Annotated in this window: 12 protein-coding genes and 2 tRNA genes; 7 read left to right on the forward strand and 7 right to left on the reverse strand. The window is 66.4% G+C overall.

Features of this window, described 5'->3' with window-relative positions:
* Positions 1-73 precede the first annotated feature (73 nt).
* The 6 genes from uvrA to panB all read left to right on the forward strand — a co-directional run bounded on the left by uvrA (position 74) and on the right by panB (position 5,684).
* The gene (uvrA, locus tag DKT70_RS02055) at positions 74-2,932 is read left to right on the forward strand and encodes an excinuclease ABC subunit UvrA (RefSeq protein WP_111557577.1); all 2,859 of its coding nucleotides are present in this window, start codon (positions 74-76) and stop codon (positions 2,930-2,932) included.
* Positions 2,929-3,297, forward strand: coding sequence for a DUF4260 domain-containing protein (locus DKT70_RS02060; protein ID WP_111557578.1), 369 nt, complete (start codon positions 2,929-2,931; stop codon positions 3,295-3,297). Before uvrA ends, DKT70_RS02060 begins: the two co-directional genes overlap by 4 nt.
* A 106-nt stretch (positions 3,298-3,403) precedes the next feature.
* Positions 3,404-3,478 (forward strand) — tRNA-Gly (locus tag DKT70_RS02065).
* A 181-nt stretch (positions 3,479-3,659) separates the two neighbouring features.
* A tRNA-Gly gene (locus tag DKT70_RS02070) sits at positions 3,660-3,734 on the forward strand.
* A gap of 281 nt (positions 3,735-4,015) precedes the next feature.
* Positions 4,016-4,861 (forward strand): pantoate--beta-alanine ligase, encoded by an 846-nt coding sequence (panC, locus tag DKT70_RS02075; protein WP_111557579.1) that lies wholly within the window; start codon positions 4,016-4,018, stop codon positions 4,859-4,861.
* Positions 4,862-4,874: 13 nt separating this feature from the next.
* Entirely contained in the window at positions 4,875-5,684 is an 810-nt protein-coding gene (gene panB, locus DKT70_RS02080) for a 3-methyl-2-oxobutanoate hydroxymethyltransferase (protein ID WP_111557580.1), read from the forward strand.
* Between the two features lie 3 nt (positions 5,685-5,687).
* On the opposite strand, the gene DKT70_RS02085 is transcribed toward panB, so the two are convergent.
* The 3 genes from DKT70_RS02085 to DKT70_RS02095 all read right to left on the reverse strand — a co-directional run bounded on the left by DKT70_RS02085 (position 5,688) and on the right by DKT70_RS02095 (position 8,260).
* On the reverse strand, positions 5,688-6,035 hold the full coding sequence (locus tag DKT70_RS02085; RefSeq protein WP_111557891.1) for an SH3 domain-containing protein: 348 nt from the start codon (positions 6,033-6,035) through the stop codon (positions 5,688-5,690).
* A gap of 67 nt (positions 6,036-6,102) precedes the next feature.
* Complete coding sequence (locus tag DKT70_RS02090; RefSeq protein WP_199559509.1) at positions 6,103-7,251, reverse strand: MFS transporter; 1,149 nt, start codon at positions 7,249-7,251, stop codon at positions 6,103-6,105.
* A 4-nt stretch (positions 7,252-7,255) separates the two neighbouring features.
* Complete coding sequence (locus DKT70_RS02095) at positions 7,256-8,260, reverse strand: 2-hydroxyacid dehydrogenase (protein ID WP_072295235.1); 1,005 nt, start codon at positions 8,258-8,260, stop codon at positions 7,256-7,258.
* Between the two features lie 166 nt (positions 8,261-8,426).
* Here DKT70_RS02095 and DKT70_RS02100 point away from each other — a divergent pair, with 166 nt between their 5' ends.
* The gene (locus tag DKT70_RS02100; RefSeq protein WP_111557581.1) at positions 8,427-8,987 is read left to right on the forward strand and encodes an SH3 domain-containing protein; all 561 of its coding nucleotides are present in this window, start codon (positions 8,427-8,429) and stop codon (positions 8,985-8,987) included.
* Positions 8,988-9,075: 88 nt separating this feature from the next.
* Here DKT70_RS02100 and DKT70_RS02105 read toward each other — a convergent pair whose 3' ends face one another.
* The 4 genes from DKT70_RS02105 to infC form a co-directional block, all read right to left on the reverse strand.
* The gene (locus DKT70_RS02105; RefSeq protein WP_111557582.1) at positions 9,076-11,100 is read right to left on the reverse strand and encodes a M3 family metallopeptidase; all 2,025 of its coding nucleotides are present in this window, start codon (positions 11,098-11,100) and stop codon (positions 9,076-9,078) included.
* A 56-nt stretch (positions 11,101-11,156) separates the two neighbouring features.
* The gene (locus tag DKT70_RS02110; RefSeq protein ID WP_111557583.1) at positions 11,157-12,176 is read right to left on the reverse strand and encodes a HesA/MoeB/ThiF family protein; all 1,020 of its coding nucleotides are present in this window, start codon (positions 12,174-12,176) and stop codon (positions 11,157-11,159) included.
* On the reverse strand, positions 12,176-12,652 hold the full coding sequence (gene dut / locus DKT70_RS02115; protein ID WP_111557584.1) for a dUTP diphosphatase: 477 nt from the start codon (positions 12,650-12,652) through the stop codon (positions 12,176-12,178). Before dut ends, DKT70_RS02110 begins: the two co-directional genes overlap by 1 nt.
* A 78-nt stretch (positions 12,653-12,730) precedes the next feature.
* Entirely contained in the window at positions 12,731-13,294 is a 564-nt protein-coding gene (gene infC / locus DKT70_RS02120) for a translation initiation factor IF-3 (RefSeq protein WP_456095296.1), read from the reverse strand.
* Positions 13,295-13,431 lie beyond the last annotated feature (137 nt).

The raw sequence follows: 13,431 nt of genomic DNA on the forward strand, positions 1-13,431 counted from the left end.
GATTGTTCGCAAAGTGAACTTGCTTTACGGCTGTGCATTCCTATCTGACACGCTTGGGCATCAGGGACACCGCATGGAACAGAAGTTTATCGAAGTGCGCGGCGCGCGCGAACATAACCTCAAGGGTGTGGACATGGACATCCCGCGCGACCAGCTGGTGGTGATCACCGGGCTGTCGGGGTCGGGCAAGTCGTCGCTGGCCTTCGACACCGTCTATGCCGAAGGTCAACGACGCTATGTCGAAAGCCTGTCCGCCTATGCGCGCCAGTTTCTGGACATGATGGGCAAGCCCGACGTGGACCATATCAGCGGCCTGTCCCCCGCCATCAGCATCGAACAGAAGACGACGTCGAAGAACCCGCGTTCGACTGTCGGCACCGTAACCGAGATCTATGACTATATGCGTCTGCTGTTCGCGCGCGCCGGTACCCCCTATTCCCCGGTGACCGGCCTGCCGATCGAGGCGCAGCAGGTGCAGGACATGGTCGACCGCATCATGGCCCTGCCCGAAGGCACGCGCGCCTATCTGCTGGCGCCCATCGTGCGCGACCGCAAGGGCGAATACCGCAAGGAGTTCCTGGAGCTGCGCAAGCAGGGTTTCCAGCGCATCAAGGTCAACGGCGATTTCCACGACTTGGACGAACCGCCGACACTGGACAAGAAATTCCGCCATAACATCGACGTGGTCGTGGACCGGATCGTCGTGCGCGAGGGCATGGAGACGCGCTTGGCCGATAGCCTGCGCACCGCGCTGGACCTGGCCGACGGCATCGCGCATCTGGAAACCGCACCGACCGAGGGCGACCCCGAACGCCTGACCTTTTCCGAGAAATTCGCCTGCCCCGTCAGCGGCTTCACCATTCCCGAAATCGAACCGCGGCTGTTTTCCTTCAACGCGCCCTTCGGTGCCTGCCCGGTCTGCGACGGGCTGGGGGTCGAGTTGTTCTTCGACGAACGCCTGATCGTGCCCGACGCGGCACTGTCGGTCGACAAGGGCGCCATCGCGCCCTGGGCCAAATCGAAATCGGCCTATCTGACCCAGACCGTCAACGCCTTGGCCAAGCATTACGGTTTCGACAAGAAGACCGCCTGGAAGGACCTGCCCCGCGACGCGCGGGACATGTTCCTGCACGGTTCGGGCGCCGAGGAGATCAAGTTCCGTTTCGACGATGCCGGTCGCGTCTATGAGATCGCCCGCGTCTTCGAAGGCGTGATCCCCAACATGGAGCGCCGCCTGCGCGAATCCGACAGCCAATGGGTCCGCGAGGAATTCGAGCGCTATCAGAACAACCGCCCCTGCGGCGCCTGCAGCGGCTATCGCCTGAAGCCCGAGGCGCTGGCCGTCAAGATCGCTGGCGACCATGTCGGGCAGGTCGTCGAACTGTCGATCAAGGATGCATTGGCCTGGGTCGAAGATGCCCCGAACCATCTGTCCAAGCAGAAGAACGAGATTGCCGCCGCCATCCTGAAGGAAATCCGCGAACGCTTGGGCTTTCTGGTCAATGTGGGGCTGGATTACCTGACCCTGTCGCGTGCCGCGGGCACGCTGTCGGGGGGCGAAAGCCAGCGCATCCGCCTGGCCAGCCAGATCGGCAGCGGGCTGACCGGCGTGCTCTACGTGCTGGACGAACCCTCGATCGGGCTGCATCAGCGCGACAACGACCGCCTGCTGACCACGCTGATGAACCTGCGCGATCAGGGCAACTCGGTCTTGGTGGTGGAACATGACGAGGACGCGATCCGGCATGCAGATTACGTCTTTGACATGGGCCCTGGCGCGGGCGTTCACGGCGGCACGGTCGTCAGCCATGGCACACCGGATCAGGTCGCGGCGGACCCGAACAGCCTGACCGGGCAATACCTCTCTGGCGCTAGATCCATCGCCGTGCCCGAAACGCGTCGCAAGGGCAACGGCAAGAAGGTCAGCGTCTTCAAGGCGACCGGCAACAACCTGAAGAAAGTCACCGCCGATTTCCCGCTTGGCAAGTTCGTCTGCGTGACGGGCGTGTCGGGGGGCGGGAAATCCACCCTGACCATCGAAACGCTGTTCAAGACCGCATCGCTGCGCCTGAACGGCGCGCGCCAGACCCCCGCCCCCTGCGAGACGATCCGTGGGTTGGAGCATCTGGACAAGGTCATCGACATCGACCAGCGCCCCATCGGCCGCACGCCGCGGTCGAACCCGGCGACCTATACCGGCGCCTTCACGCCGATTCGCGACTGGTTCGCGAACCTGCCCGAGGCAAAGGCCCGCGGCTACAAGCCCGGCCGCTTCAGCTTCAACGTCAAGGGAGGCCGCTGCGAGGCGTGCCAAGGCGACGGCGTCATCAAGATCGAGATGCACTTCCTGCCCGACGTCTACGTCGAATGCGAGACCTGCAAGGGCAAACGCTACAACCGTGAGACGCTGGAGGTGCAGTTCAAGGGCAAGTCCATCGCTGACGTGCTGGACATGACCGTCGAGGATGCGCAGACCTTCTTTGCCGCTGTGCCTTCCATCCGCAGCAAGATGGACGCGCTGATGCAGGTGGGGCTGGGTTACATCAAGGTCGGCCAGCAGGCCACGACCCTGTCGGGCGGCGAGGCGCAGCGCGTCAAGCTGTCCAAGGAGTTGTCTCGCCAGTCCACGGGCCGGACGCTCTATATCTTGGACGAACCCACGACCGGCCTGCATTTCGAGGATGTGCGCAAGCTGCTGGAGGTGCTGCACGAACTGGTCGAACAGGGCAACACGGTGGTGGTGATCGAACACAACCTGGACGTCATCAAGACCGCCGACTGGCTGATCGACATCGGCCCCGAGGGCGGCGATGGCGGCGGCTTCATCGTGGCGACCGGGACCCCGGAAGACGTCGCCAAGGTCGAGGCCAGCCATACCGGCCGCTATCTGGTCGACATGCTGGCCCCCGCCCGCATCCGTGCAGCCGAATGACCCCGGTCACTTGGCAGCGCATCGAGGGCGCGCTGATCGTCCTGGGCGCGCTGCCCCTGGCGGTGATGACCCAGGACGGCTGGCCCATCTGGGTCTGGCCGCTGGCATTGCTGGCCCCCGATCTGGGGGCACTGGGCTATCTGGCGGGACCACGCGTCGGGGCAGCGACCTATAACCTGACGCATCTTTACGGAGCGGGGTTGCTGCTGGCCCTTTTGGGGTTGGTGGCGGGATTGCCGGTGTTGATAGCCTGCGGGGCCTTGTGGCTGGTGCATGTGGGTGCCGATCGCGCCTTAGGGTTCGGGCTGAAGCATGACAGCGCCTTTCGCGACACGCATCTTGGCCGCATCGGGTCGCGAAACTGAAAAAATTGCGGCGAACCTGTTTTTTCCCCTTGCAGCCCATCGTCCCTTTCCGTAAATCACCGCTTACCGAAGGCGGACCGGTCAAACGGATCGCAGACGGAACGGAGCGGGCGTAGCTCAGGGGTAGAGCATAACCTTGCCAAGGTTAGGGTCGGGCGTTCGAATCGCCTCGCCCGCTCCAAATCGCAAAAAGCCGGATCGCAAGATCCGGCTTTTGTCATTTTCGGGCTTGGTTCGGACCCGAAAAAAATTCCCGGTTATCGGCAGATTCCTAACTTTCTCCCTCTTGCAGGCCGCCGCCGCTTTTCGTAAATCACCGCTACCGAACGCGGACCGGTCAAACGGATCGCAGACGGAACGGAGCGGGCGTAGCTCAGGGGTAGAGCATAACCTTGCCAAGGTTAGGGTCGGGCGTTCGAATCGCCTCGCCCGCTCCAGATTGCAAAAAGCCGGATCGCAAGATCCGGCTTTTGTCGTTCCAAAGGCATTTTTGTTCCGGCAAGGCGGTGGCAGCCAGATGGCCGTCATGCCCTCTGCACAGCCCGGCGCGGGCCTTTTGCGGAAACGCCGATGTCCACCCCCTGCACTGTTGCGGAACGTGGCGTCAGAAACGGCGCGCCGCGGGTGGCCATTCCGTGATGCCGCGGTGCGGCACTTGCTTGCCCCAGCCCCGGAAGCTAGGTTGCGCGTCACGATTTCTTTGGGGGGACAGCCACAGATGCAAATCTGCCGCAGCACGCAGGACATGCGCGACTGGCGCAAGGATGCCGGATGGGTGGCGCTAGTCCCGACGATGGGCGCGTTGCATGAAGGGCACCTGTCGCTGGTGGCCCATGCCCGCGACTGGCTGGACGGCCATGGCGGCGGACGGGTGGTGACCTCGATCTTCGTGAACCCGACCCAGTTCGGCCCGAACGAGGATCTGGCGAAATACCCGCGCGACGAGGATGGTGACATCGCCCTGCTGCGCGGCGCCGGTTGCGACGCGGTCTTTCTGCCGCAGGTCGCCGACATCTATCGCCCCGGCGCCCAGACCCATGTCGAGGTCGCACAGTTGGGCGGCATGCTGATGGGCCAGTTGCGTCCCGGCCATTTCCGGGGCGTGGCGACGGTGGTGACCAAGCTGTTCAACATCGTCCAGCCCCAGGCGGCGGCCTTTGGCGAAAAGGATTACCAGCAGCTTACCCTTATCCGCCAGATGGTCGCGGATCTGGACATTCCGGTTCGGATCCTGCCCGTCCCCACCATGCGCGAGGCTGACGGCCTTGCCATGTCGTCGCGCAACCGCCGCCTGACCCCGCAGGACCGCGCTGCCGCCAGCGTTCTGGCGCGCGGGCTGGACCGCGCGCAGGCACAGATCGCCGCCGGTGACGACCTGGCGTCGGTTCAGGACGCGCTGCGGGCCGTGCTGGCATCCGAACCGCGCGCCGATATCCAATCCATCGACATCCGCGACGCGGCCGACCTGTCCCCGGTCACCGCGATCACCCACCCGGTGGTCATCCTGCTGGCCGTCCGCTTCGGCGACGTCCTGCTGATCGACCAGCGCGTCGCCCATCCCTGACAGGAGGCTGCCCATGTCCGCCCAGGCCCCGATCCGGCGCATCACCGTTCCCCAGATCGCCGACCGCAAGGGCGGCACGCCCATCGTGTCGCTGACCGCCTATACCGCGCCGATGGCCGCGATGGTGGACGCGCATTGCGATGTCATCCTTGTCGGCGACAGCCTGGGCATGGTGATCCACGGGATGCCGTCGACCATCGGCGTGACCCCCGAGATGATGATCCTGCACGGCCAGGCGGTGATGCGCGGATCGCAGAGGGCGCTGGTGGTCATCGACATGCCCTTCGGCAGCTATGAGGAAAGCCCCCAGCAGGCCTTTCGCAACGCGGCCCGGATCATGGGCGAAACCGGCTGCGGCGCCGTCAAGCTGGAGGGGGGCAGCCGCATGGCCCCGACCATCGCCTTTCTGGTCGAACGCGGCATTCCCGTCATGGGCCATGTCGGCCTGACCCCGCAATCGACCCATGTCATGGGCGGCTTCAAGACCCAAGGCCGCGACGAAGCCACTTGGGCCGCCCATATCCAGGACGCCGTCGACGTGGCCGATGCCGGTGCCTTTGCCGTCGTGGTCGAAGGCGTGATGGAGCCCCTGGCCGACCGGATCACCGACAGCATCACCGTGCCCACCATCGGCATCGGCGCCTCGGCGCGCTGCGACGGGCAGATCCTGGTGCTGGACGACATGCTGGGCCTGTCGGGCCGCGTGCCGCGTTTTGTCCGGAAATTCGGCGATCTGGGCCAGCGGGCCGAAGACGCCATCGCCGACTATGCGGCGGCCGTCCGCGACCGCAGCTTTCCGGGCGACGGACAGGTCTATCGCTGATCCTCAGGGGATGAAATCACCCAGCCAGTTCCGATGCGCCCAGCCAAGGCGGTTATCCGGGCCAAAACTGATCGCGGTCCAATCCCCCCTGGCCCCATAGACCCCGACCCTGTCGCCGTTATGGATCCTGGCGATCATCGGATACTGCGAACCGGGGCCCGTGCGGACAGCCAGAAATCCGTCTCCCTTGGGATCGAGGCCCATGACGGTCGCCGCGCCAAAGCATGCGGCCTGCGCGTCGGGCGGACAATAGGTGCTGAAGGGCACGTCCAGCGATTGCGCCCCAAGGGGCGCCGCCGCCAGCAACAGCGGGAACGACAGGATCAGGGACAGGCGGGACGAATGGGGCATGGGCATGACTTTCATCGCTCACGCCATGCTAGCAGATCCGCGCGCGTTTCGGAACGCAGCCGAAAGGCTAAGGCCGCCCTGCCTCGAAATCGGCGCTGCGGGCCAGGCGCGACATGGCCAGCGGCACCAGCAGCAGCAGCGCCAGCCCCAGATAGATCGGGCCCAGGCCGGCATATTCGGCCAGCCATCCGATCAGGCCGGGGGCCAGAAGGATCCCGGAATAGCCCATCATCGTGACCACCGACAGCCCCATCCCCGCCGCCAGACCGGGCATGTTGCCTGCGGCGGAAAACGCGATCGGCACCATGTTGGCGATGCCAATGCCGGCCATGGCGAAACCCGCGATGGCCAGCCCCGCCGTTCCCGCCATCCCGGCGACAGCCAGCCCCGTCATTGCGATCACCGCCGACACGCGCAGGGTCGTCACCGCACCCAGACGGTGACGGATGGCGTCGCCCAGAAAGCGCATCACCGCCATGGTCGCCGCGCAGCCCGCAAAGCCCCAGCCCGCCACGGCCAGCGAACTGCCCATTTCCTGGCGCAGATAGACGGCCGCCCAATCAAGGATCGCCCCTTCGGGGATCATCGCGGTCAGCGCCATCAGCCCCAGCAGATAGGGAACCGGCGACCGGGGCAGGCGAAGGGGCGCGCGCGGCGCGTCGCCTGCGGGGGCGTCCTGCAACAGGGCAGGAAGGGCCACGAACAACCCGGCCGCCGTGATCGCGAAGATGACGGCACCATGGGCCATTTCACCCAAGGACTGGATCAGCAGGCCGCCCCCCGCCGCACCGGCGAAGGCCCCCATGCTCCAGAACCCGTGGCAGGACGACATGATGGCGCGGCTGCGGTTGCGTTCCACCGCGACGGCATTGGCGTTCATGGCCACATCCATGCCGCCCAGAAAGCCGCCGAACAGGAAGACTGCCGCCCCCACGGACCAGACATCCGGCGCAAGGGATATCAGCATCAGCAGCGGCGCCGACACCCATGCCGCGATCGCCACGGCCCGCGCCGATCCGCGCCGCGCCACCATGGCGCCAAAGACCGGCATGATGCACATCGACCCCGCTCCCAGGCACAGCACGATCAGCCCCGCGACGGATTCGGAAATCTCCAGCCGCGCCATCAGCGTCGGCAGCTTGGGCGCCCAGCTGCCGATGGTCATGCCATTGACGAAGAAAAGGACCGACACCGCGGCCCGGAACGACATCCGCATCAGGTCACAGCATCGAGGGCACGACAAGATCCGGCGGCCTGTGGCCATCCGCGAATGTCTTGATGTTGATGATGACCTTTTCGCCCATCTCGGCGCGACCCTCGACGGTGGCGCTGCCCATGTGGGGCAGCAGGACCACATTGGGCAGTTCGCGCAGGCGGGGGTTGATCTCGTGGCCATGTTCGAAGACGTCCAGACCGGCGCCAGCGATCTCTCCGGCCCGCAGCATGCGGGTCAGCGCGTTTTCGTCGATCACCTCGCCCCGCGACGTGTTCACCACGACCGCGCTCGGCTTCATCAGCTTCAGCCGACGCGCGTTCAGCAGGTGGAAGGTGGATGGCGTGTGCGGCGCGTTCACGCTGACGATGTCCATGCGCGCCAGCATCTGGTCCAGGCTTTCCCAATAGGTCGCGCCCAGTTCCGCCTCGATCTCGGGGCGCAGGCGGCGGCGGTTGTGGTAATGGACCTGCATGCCAAAGACATTGGCACGGCGCGCCACGGCCTGTCCGATGCGCCCCATGCCCAGGATCCCCAAGCGCCGCCCGCCGACGCGACCACCCAGATGCGCGGTGGGCGCCCAGCCCTGCCAGCGGCCCGACTGCATTTCGGCCATGCCCTCGGGGATGCGACGGGTGACGGCCAGGATCAACGCCAGCGTCATGTCAGCGGTATCCTCGGTCACCACGCCGGGCGTGTTGCTGACTAGAACGCCGCGCTGGCGGGCCGACAGCACATCCACATGATCGACGCCCGCGCCGAAATTCGCGATCAGCTTCAACCGTTCGCCCGCACGGGCCAGCATGTTGGCGTCGATCTGGTCGGTGACGGTCGGCACCAGCACGTCGACGCCCTGCATCAACGACACCAGGTCGTCGCGCGACAGACGGCTGTCGCTATCGCGCAGGACGACGTCGAACAGCTCCGACATCCGCGTCTCGACGGCCTCCGGCAGGCGACGTGTGACCGCCACGCGCAGCTTCTGGCGGGCCGGGGTCGGGCTGACGGACATGGGTCACCTCACTTTCTCGGGGTCGTGGCAGGGCCGCACTTCCAATGGCGGATCGCTTTTGGCAAACTGCCCGCGATGAGGGGCAGGCACAAGACCCCACAAGGGTGCAGGACCCGACCCGGCATCGGGCAGGCCGCACCGCAAGGAAGACAGGAACGGACAGGCGATGACATCAGTGACGGACATGGGACGGGGCGCCTTGCGCGCCATCGCGCTTGCGATTGTGATGGCGGCGGCGGGCCCGGCCTTCGCCCAGGACAGCAGCGCCCCCGCCCTGCCCCAACAGGATGCCCAGGTTCAGCGCGGCGCGGTCACGAACCTGCCCCTGCCCCGCTATGTCAGCCTCAAGGGCAGCGAGGGCAACGCACGGCGCGGCCCCAGCCTGTCGCATCGCATCGACTGGGTCTTCCGCCACGCCGGCATGCCGCTGCGGGTGGTCGCCGAATTCGGCCATTGGCGCCGGGTCGAGGATAAGGATGGTGCGGGGGGTTGGGTGCATTATGCGCTCTTGTCGGGCGTCCGGACGGCCTTGGTGACCGAAGACATGCTGCCCCTGCGCACGCGTCCGCATCTGGACGCCGACATGGTGGCGCGTGCGGAACTGGGCGCGATCCTGCGGCTGAACGAATGCGAACCCGACTGGTGCCGCGTGTCGGGCGGCGGTCAGCGGGGCTGGGTGCCCAAGACCTCGATCTGGGGCGTGGACGCCAAGGAACTGCGGGACTAGGACAAGGACCGTCCGCGCACCGCGTCAGCGGCGCGCCCCCGGCCCGGGCGGCAGCACGCCGACCATCGGTCGGCACGCCACCTTGCCGTCACGCCAGCCCGCGCCCCTTCAGCAGGGCATCGACGCCGGGCATCCGCTGGCGGAAGGCTATCCACAGCTGATCCGCCGGGGCCGATCCGCCACGCGACAGGATCGTCTGTTCCAACCTGCGGGCCGTGGCCGGATCGAAGATGTCGCCCGCTTCCTCAAAGGCCGCGAAGGCATCGGCATCCATCACCTCGGACCACATATAGCTGTAATAGCCGCTGGCATAGCTGTCGCCCGCGAAGACATGGGCGAAATGCGGCGTGGCATGGCGCATGGGAATGGCCTCGGGCCCGCCCAGATCCTGCAGTACTTGCGCCTGCTTGGCCATCGCATCGACAGGTGGCGCGCCGCGATGGAAGGCCAGATCGACTAGCGCGCTCTCAAGATATTCCACGGTGGAAAAGCCCGCATCCGCCTTGCCCGCCGCCAGCATCCGGTCGCGCAGATCGGCGGGCAGGATCTCTCCGGTCTCGTGATGACGCGCGTGCTTGTCCAGCACCGCGGGCTGTTCCAGCCAATGTTCGTAAAGCTGGCTGGGCAATTCGACGAAATCCTGCGCCACCGACGTCCCCGAGATCGAGGGCCAGGTTACATCCGACAGGATATGATGCGTGGCGTGGCCGAATTCATGAAACAGCGTATGTGCGTCATCCCAAGACAGAAAGGCCGGTGCGCCGGGCTGTTCAGGCGGGGTAAAGTTGCAGACATTCACCACGATGGCGCGCTGTCCCTCGCCCAGCTTGTGCTGCACCTGCAGCGACGAACACCAGGCCCCCGACCGCTTGGCGGGACGGGCAAAGAAATCGCCCACGAAGATCGCCATCAGCTTGCCCCCGCGCGTGACGCGCCAAGCCCGCGCATGACCATCCCACAACGGCGCATCGACCGGCTGGAATTCCAGCCCGAACAGACGTTCCGCGACATCGAAGACCGCCCCCAGCATCGCGTCCAGCGTCAGATAGGGTGCGACCTGATCGGGGTCGATCCGGTGATCGCGCCGCCGCAGCCGTTCCGCATAAAGCCGCCAGTCCCAGGCCTGCAGCGCGTCGTTCACGCCGTCGTCACGCATCATCGCGGTCAGCTTGGTCGCGTCCCCATCAGCGCGGGCGCGGGCGGCGGTCCACACCTGCGACAGCAGGTCCTGCACGCGGTCGGGCGTCCGCGCCATCTGGGTTTCCAGCTTCCAGGATGCGAAGTCGGCATAGCCCAGCAATTGCGCGCGTTCATGGCGCAGGGCCAGAACCTCGGCGACCAGGGGCAGGTTGTCGGTGGCCTCGCCGCCTGCGCCCGCACCCGATCCACGAGCCGTCCATGCCTTGAAGGCGGTCTCGCGCAGGGCGCGGTCCGTGGCGTTTTCCAGGAAGGGGACGATCAGCGACCGGTTCAGCGTCACCACCTGCCCGGTCATGCCACGTTCCTTGGCCGCCGCGCGCATCGACCGCAGCAGCCAATCGGGCAGCCCCTGCAGCCGGTCGTCGGGAACCGCCATGACGAAATCGCGCTCATCCGTCAGCACGTTCTGGGTGAATTGCGTCGTCAGCACGGCCATGCGGCTGCGGATCTGGGCCATGCGGGCGCGGGCATCGGCATCCAGCCCCGCCCCCGCGCGGGTCAGGTCGCGCAGCGCCAGTTCCGTGATGCGGGCATCCTGGGGCGACAGGCCCGCGACATTGTCGGCCACCGCCTTGACCCGTGCATAAAGCCGCGGGTCCATGCTGATCCTGCTGCCGTATTCCGCCAGCCGGGGCGCGAAATCGCGCTGCAGCGCCTGGCGCGCATCGTTCGAATCGACCGAGGCGAGGGTATAGAAGATCGACAGGACCCGGTTCAGCCCCTCATCGGCGGTTTCCATCGCGGCGACGGTATTGGCGAAACTGGGCGGTTCGGGATTGGCGGCGATCGCCTCGGCGGCGGCTTCGGCGGCGGCAAGCTGCTGGTCGAAGGCGGGGGCGAAATCCGTATCCCGGATCAGGTCGAAGCGCGGCAGCCCTTCGGGGCCGGACCACTGCAAAAGCTCTCGGTTCATCAGGACCTCCTTGATTTGGCGCAACCCTAGAAGCCCCGCGCAGAGGCTGCCAGACCCTATTGCCCGCAAACCGGACAGGCCGGGTCGCGGGACGTGCCGATCATCCGGCTTTCGCCGTAAAGCCCGTCAAAGATCATCATCCGGCTGCGCAGGCCCTGCCCCGCGCCCGTCAGGTGCTTGATCGCCTCCAGCGCCATCATGCTGCCGATAACGCCGGGAAGGGCGCCGACGACGCCCGCCTCCGCGCAGGGGGCATCACGGGCGGGGGCGGTCGGAAACAGGCAGGCCATGCAGGGACCGCCGCGCGCCGGATCGAACAGGGTCACCTGCCCCTCCCACTGGCCGATGGCCCCCGACAGCAAGGGCACGCCCGCCGCGACGCAGGCGGCGTTGATGGCGGCGCGGCCCGCGAAGCTGTCGGTGCCGTCGATGACCAGATCATGGTCGGCGATCAGGTCGCGATCCGCTTCGGTGATGCGACGGATCAGGGGGGTGACGTCCAGATGCGGGTTCAGGCGCAGCATCGCCTCGGCGGCGGCATAGGCCTTCGGCTCGCCCCGCAGATCGTCGCGAAAGATCACCTGCCGTTGCAGGTTCGACAGGCTGACCGTGTCGTCATCGGCCAGGGTGACATGCCCGACGCCCGCCCCCGCCAGATAGAGACAGATGGGCGACCCCAGTCCCCCTGCCCCGATGACCAGCACCCGCGCCTGCCGCAGGCGCATCTGCCCCGCACCGCCGATCTCATGCAGCACCAGATGGCGGGCATAGCGGTCCAGTTCCGCATCCGACATCATGTCCGATTGCGGCACGGGCGCATCATCGGGGGTCGCGCGCCTGCGCAGGCGGCGCAGGCCGGTGCGATAGGCCATGACCATTGCCACCAGCCCGCCCAGCACCAGCCAGCCCGCCGCACTGCCCCCCAAGGCGCGCGCCACGCCGCTGTCTGGGACCGCCAACTGCACCGCCAGCATCAGCAGCCAGACGCCGCCGACCAGCCCCCACATGATGCGTCCGGGCAGCCGGGTGACCCGCCCGAAGATCAACAACAGCGCGATGATCCACAGGCCCAGCATCAGCCCCGCACCCCGGTCGAACCGAACCCACCCGAACCGCGCGCCGTGTCATCCAGCGCCTCGACCAGCGCAAAGCGGGCCTGCGGTGCCGGGGCGACGACCATCTGCGCGATGCGGTCGCCATGACCCACCGCGAAGGGCTGATCACCCAAGTTGATCAGGATGACGCCAAGGGGGCCGCGGTAATCGCTGTCGATGGTGCCCGGCGCGTTCGGCAGGGCGATGCCGTGCTTCAGCGCCAGGCCCGATCGGGGCCGGATCTGCACCTCCCACCCCGGGGGGATGGCAAGGGCAAGGCCGGTGGAGATCAGCGCGCGGCCCAAGGGCGGCAGGGTGATGCCCGCATCCCGCAGCGCGGCGGGGAAATTGGCGCAGAGATCGGCCCCCGCCGCGCCCGCGCTGTGATAGGCGGGCAAGGGAAGCGCGGGGTCGGCATCGGGCAGCCGCATCATCTGGATCTGGGGTATATGGGTCATCGCGGGTCACCTTGCAAAAGCAAAGGCCGCGCGGCAATCCCCACGCGGCCCCCAAATTGTCGCATTACCAGCTGCAGCCTAGCGCGGAGAGATCATCATGACCATCTGACGGCCTTCAAGCTTGGGCATGGATTCGACCTTGCCCAGTTCCTCGACATCGGCGCGGACGCGGTGCAGCAGTTCAAGGCCCAGATCCTGGTGGGCCATCTCGCGGCCACGGAAACGCAGGGTCACCTTGACCTTGTCGCCACCTTCCAGGAATTTCAGCACGCTACGCATCTTGACATCATAGTCGTGGGTATCGGTCCCGGGACGGAACTTGATTTCCTTGACTTCGATGATCTTCTGCTTCTTGCGCGCTTCGGCTTCACGCTTCTGCTGTTCGTATTTGAATTTGCCGACATCCATGATCTTGCAGACCGGAGGCGCCGCGTTCGGCGAAATCTCGACCAGATCCAGCCCGGCGTCCTGGGCCATCTGAAGGCCGACGGCAGGCGTGACGACGCCGACGTTCTCTCCCTCAGCGCCGATCAGGCGGATTTCGGCCACGCGGATGCGGTCGTTGACGCGGGGGCCGGTGTCACGGGTGGGCGGTGCATTATGCGGTCGACGGGCTATGGCGGTGCTCCTTTTATAGCCAATACGAAGGGTGACAGGAAAATAAGGGCGCGGACCCGCCGATACAACCGGAATTGACGCTATCAGCGCGCAAATGGGCATGTTTTGTGCCGATGGCCGCCCTGTTGCGGGCCTGCGCGGCTTTTCGGGCTGCACCGGCT

This window comes from Paracoccus sediminilitoris (assembly GCF_003259195.1).
In the GTDB taxonomy this organism is placed as follows: Bacteria; Pseudomonadota; Alphaproteobacteria; order Rhodobacterales; family Rhodobacteraceae; genus Paracoccus; species Paracoccus sediminilitoris.

Coding starts and splice junctions, on each gene's coding strand:
- uvrA (WP_111557577.1), top strand. CDS start 74: ATGGAACAGAAGTTTATCGAAGTGCGCGGCGCGCGCGAACATAACCTC.
- DKT70_RS02060 (WP_111557578.1), top strand. CDS start 2,929: ATGACCCCGGTCACTTGGCAGCGCATCGAGGGCGCGCTGATCGTCCTG.
- panC (WP_111557579.1), top strand. CDS start 4,016: ATGCAAATCTGCCGCAGCACGCAGGACATGCGCGACTGGCGCAAGGAT.
- panB (WP_111557580.1), top strand. CDS start 4,875: ATGTCCGCCCAGGCCCCGATCCGGCGCATCACCGTTCCCCAGATCGCC.
- DKT70_RS02085 (WP_111557891.1), bottom strand. CDS start 6,035: ATGCCCCATTCGTCCCGCCTGTCCCTGATCCTGTCGTTCCCGCTGTTG.
- DKT70_RS02090 (WP_199559509.1), bottom strand. CDS start 7,251: ATGCGGATGTCGTTCCGGGCCGCGGTGTCGGTCCTTTTCTTCGTCAAT.
- DKT70_RS02095 (WP_072295235.1), bottom strand. CDS start 8,260: ATGTCCGTCAGCCCGACCCCGGCCCGCCAGAAGCTGCGCGTGGCGGTC.
- DKT70_RS02100 (WP_111557581.1), top strand. CDS start 8,427: ATGACATCAGTGACGGACATGGGACGGGGCGCCTTGCGCGCCATCGCG.
- DKT70_RS02105 (WP_111557582.1), bottom strand. CDS start 11,100: ATGAACCGAGAGCTTTTGCAGTGGTCCGGCCCCGAAGGGCTGCCGCGC.
- DKT70_RS02110 (WP_111557583.1), bottom strand. CDS start 12,176: ATGCTGGGCCTGTGGATCATCGCGCTGTTGTTGATCTTCGGGCGGGTC.
- dut (WP_111557584.1), bottom strand. CDS start 12,652: ATGACCCATATACCCCAGATCCAGATGATGCGGCTGCCCGATGCCGAC.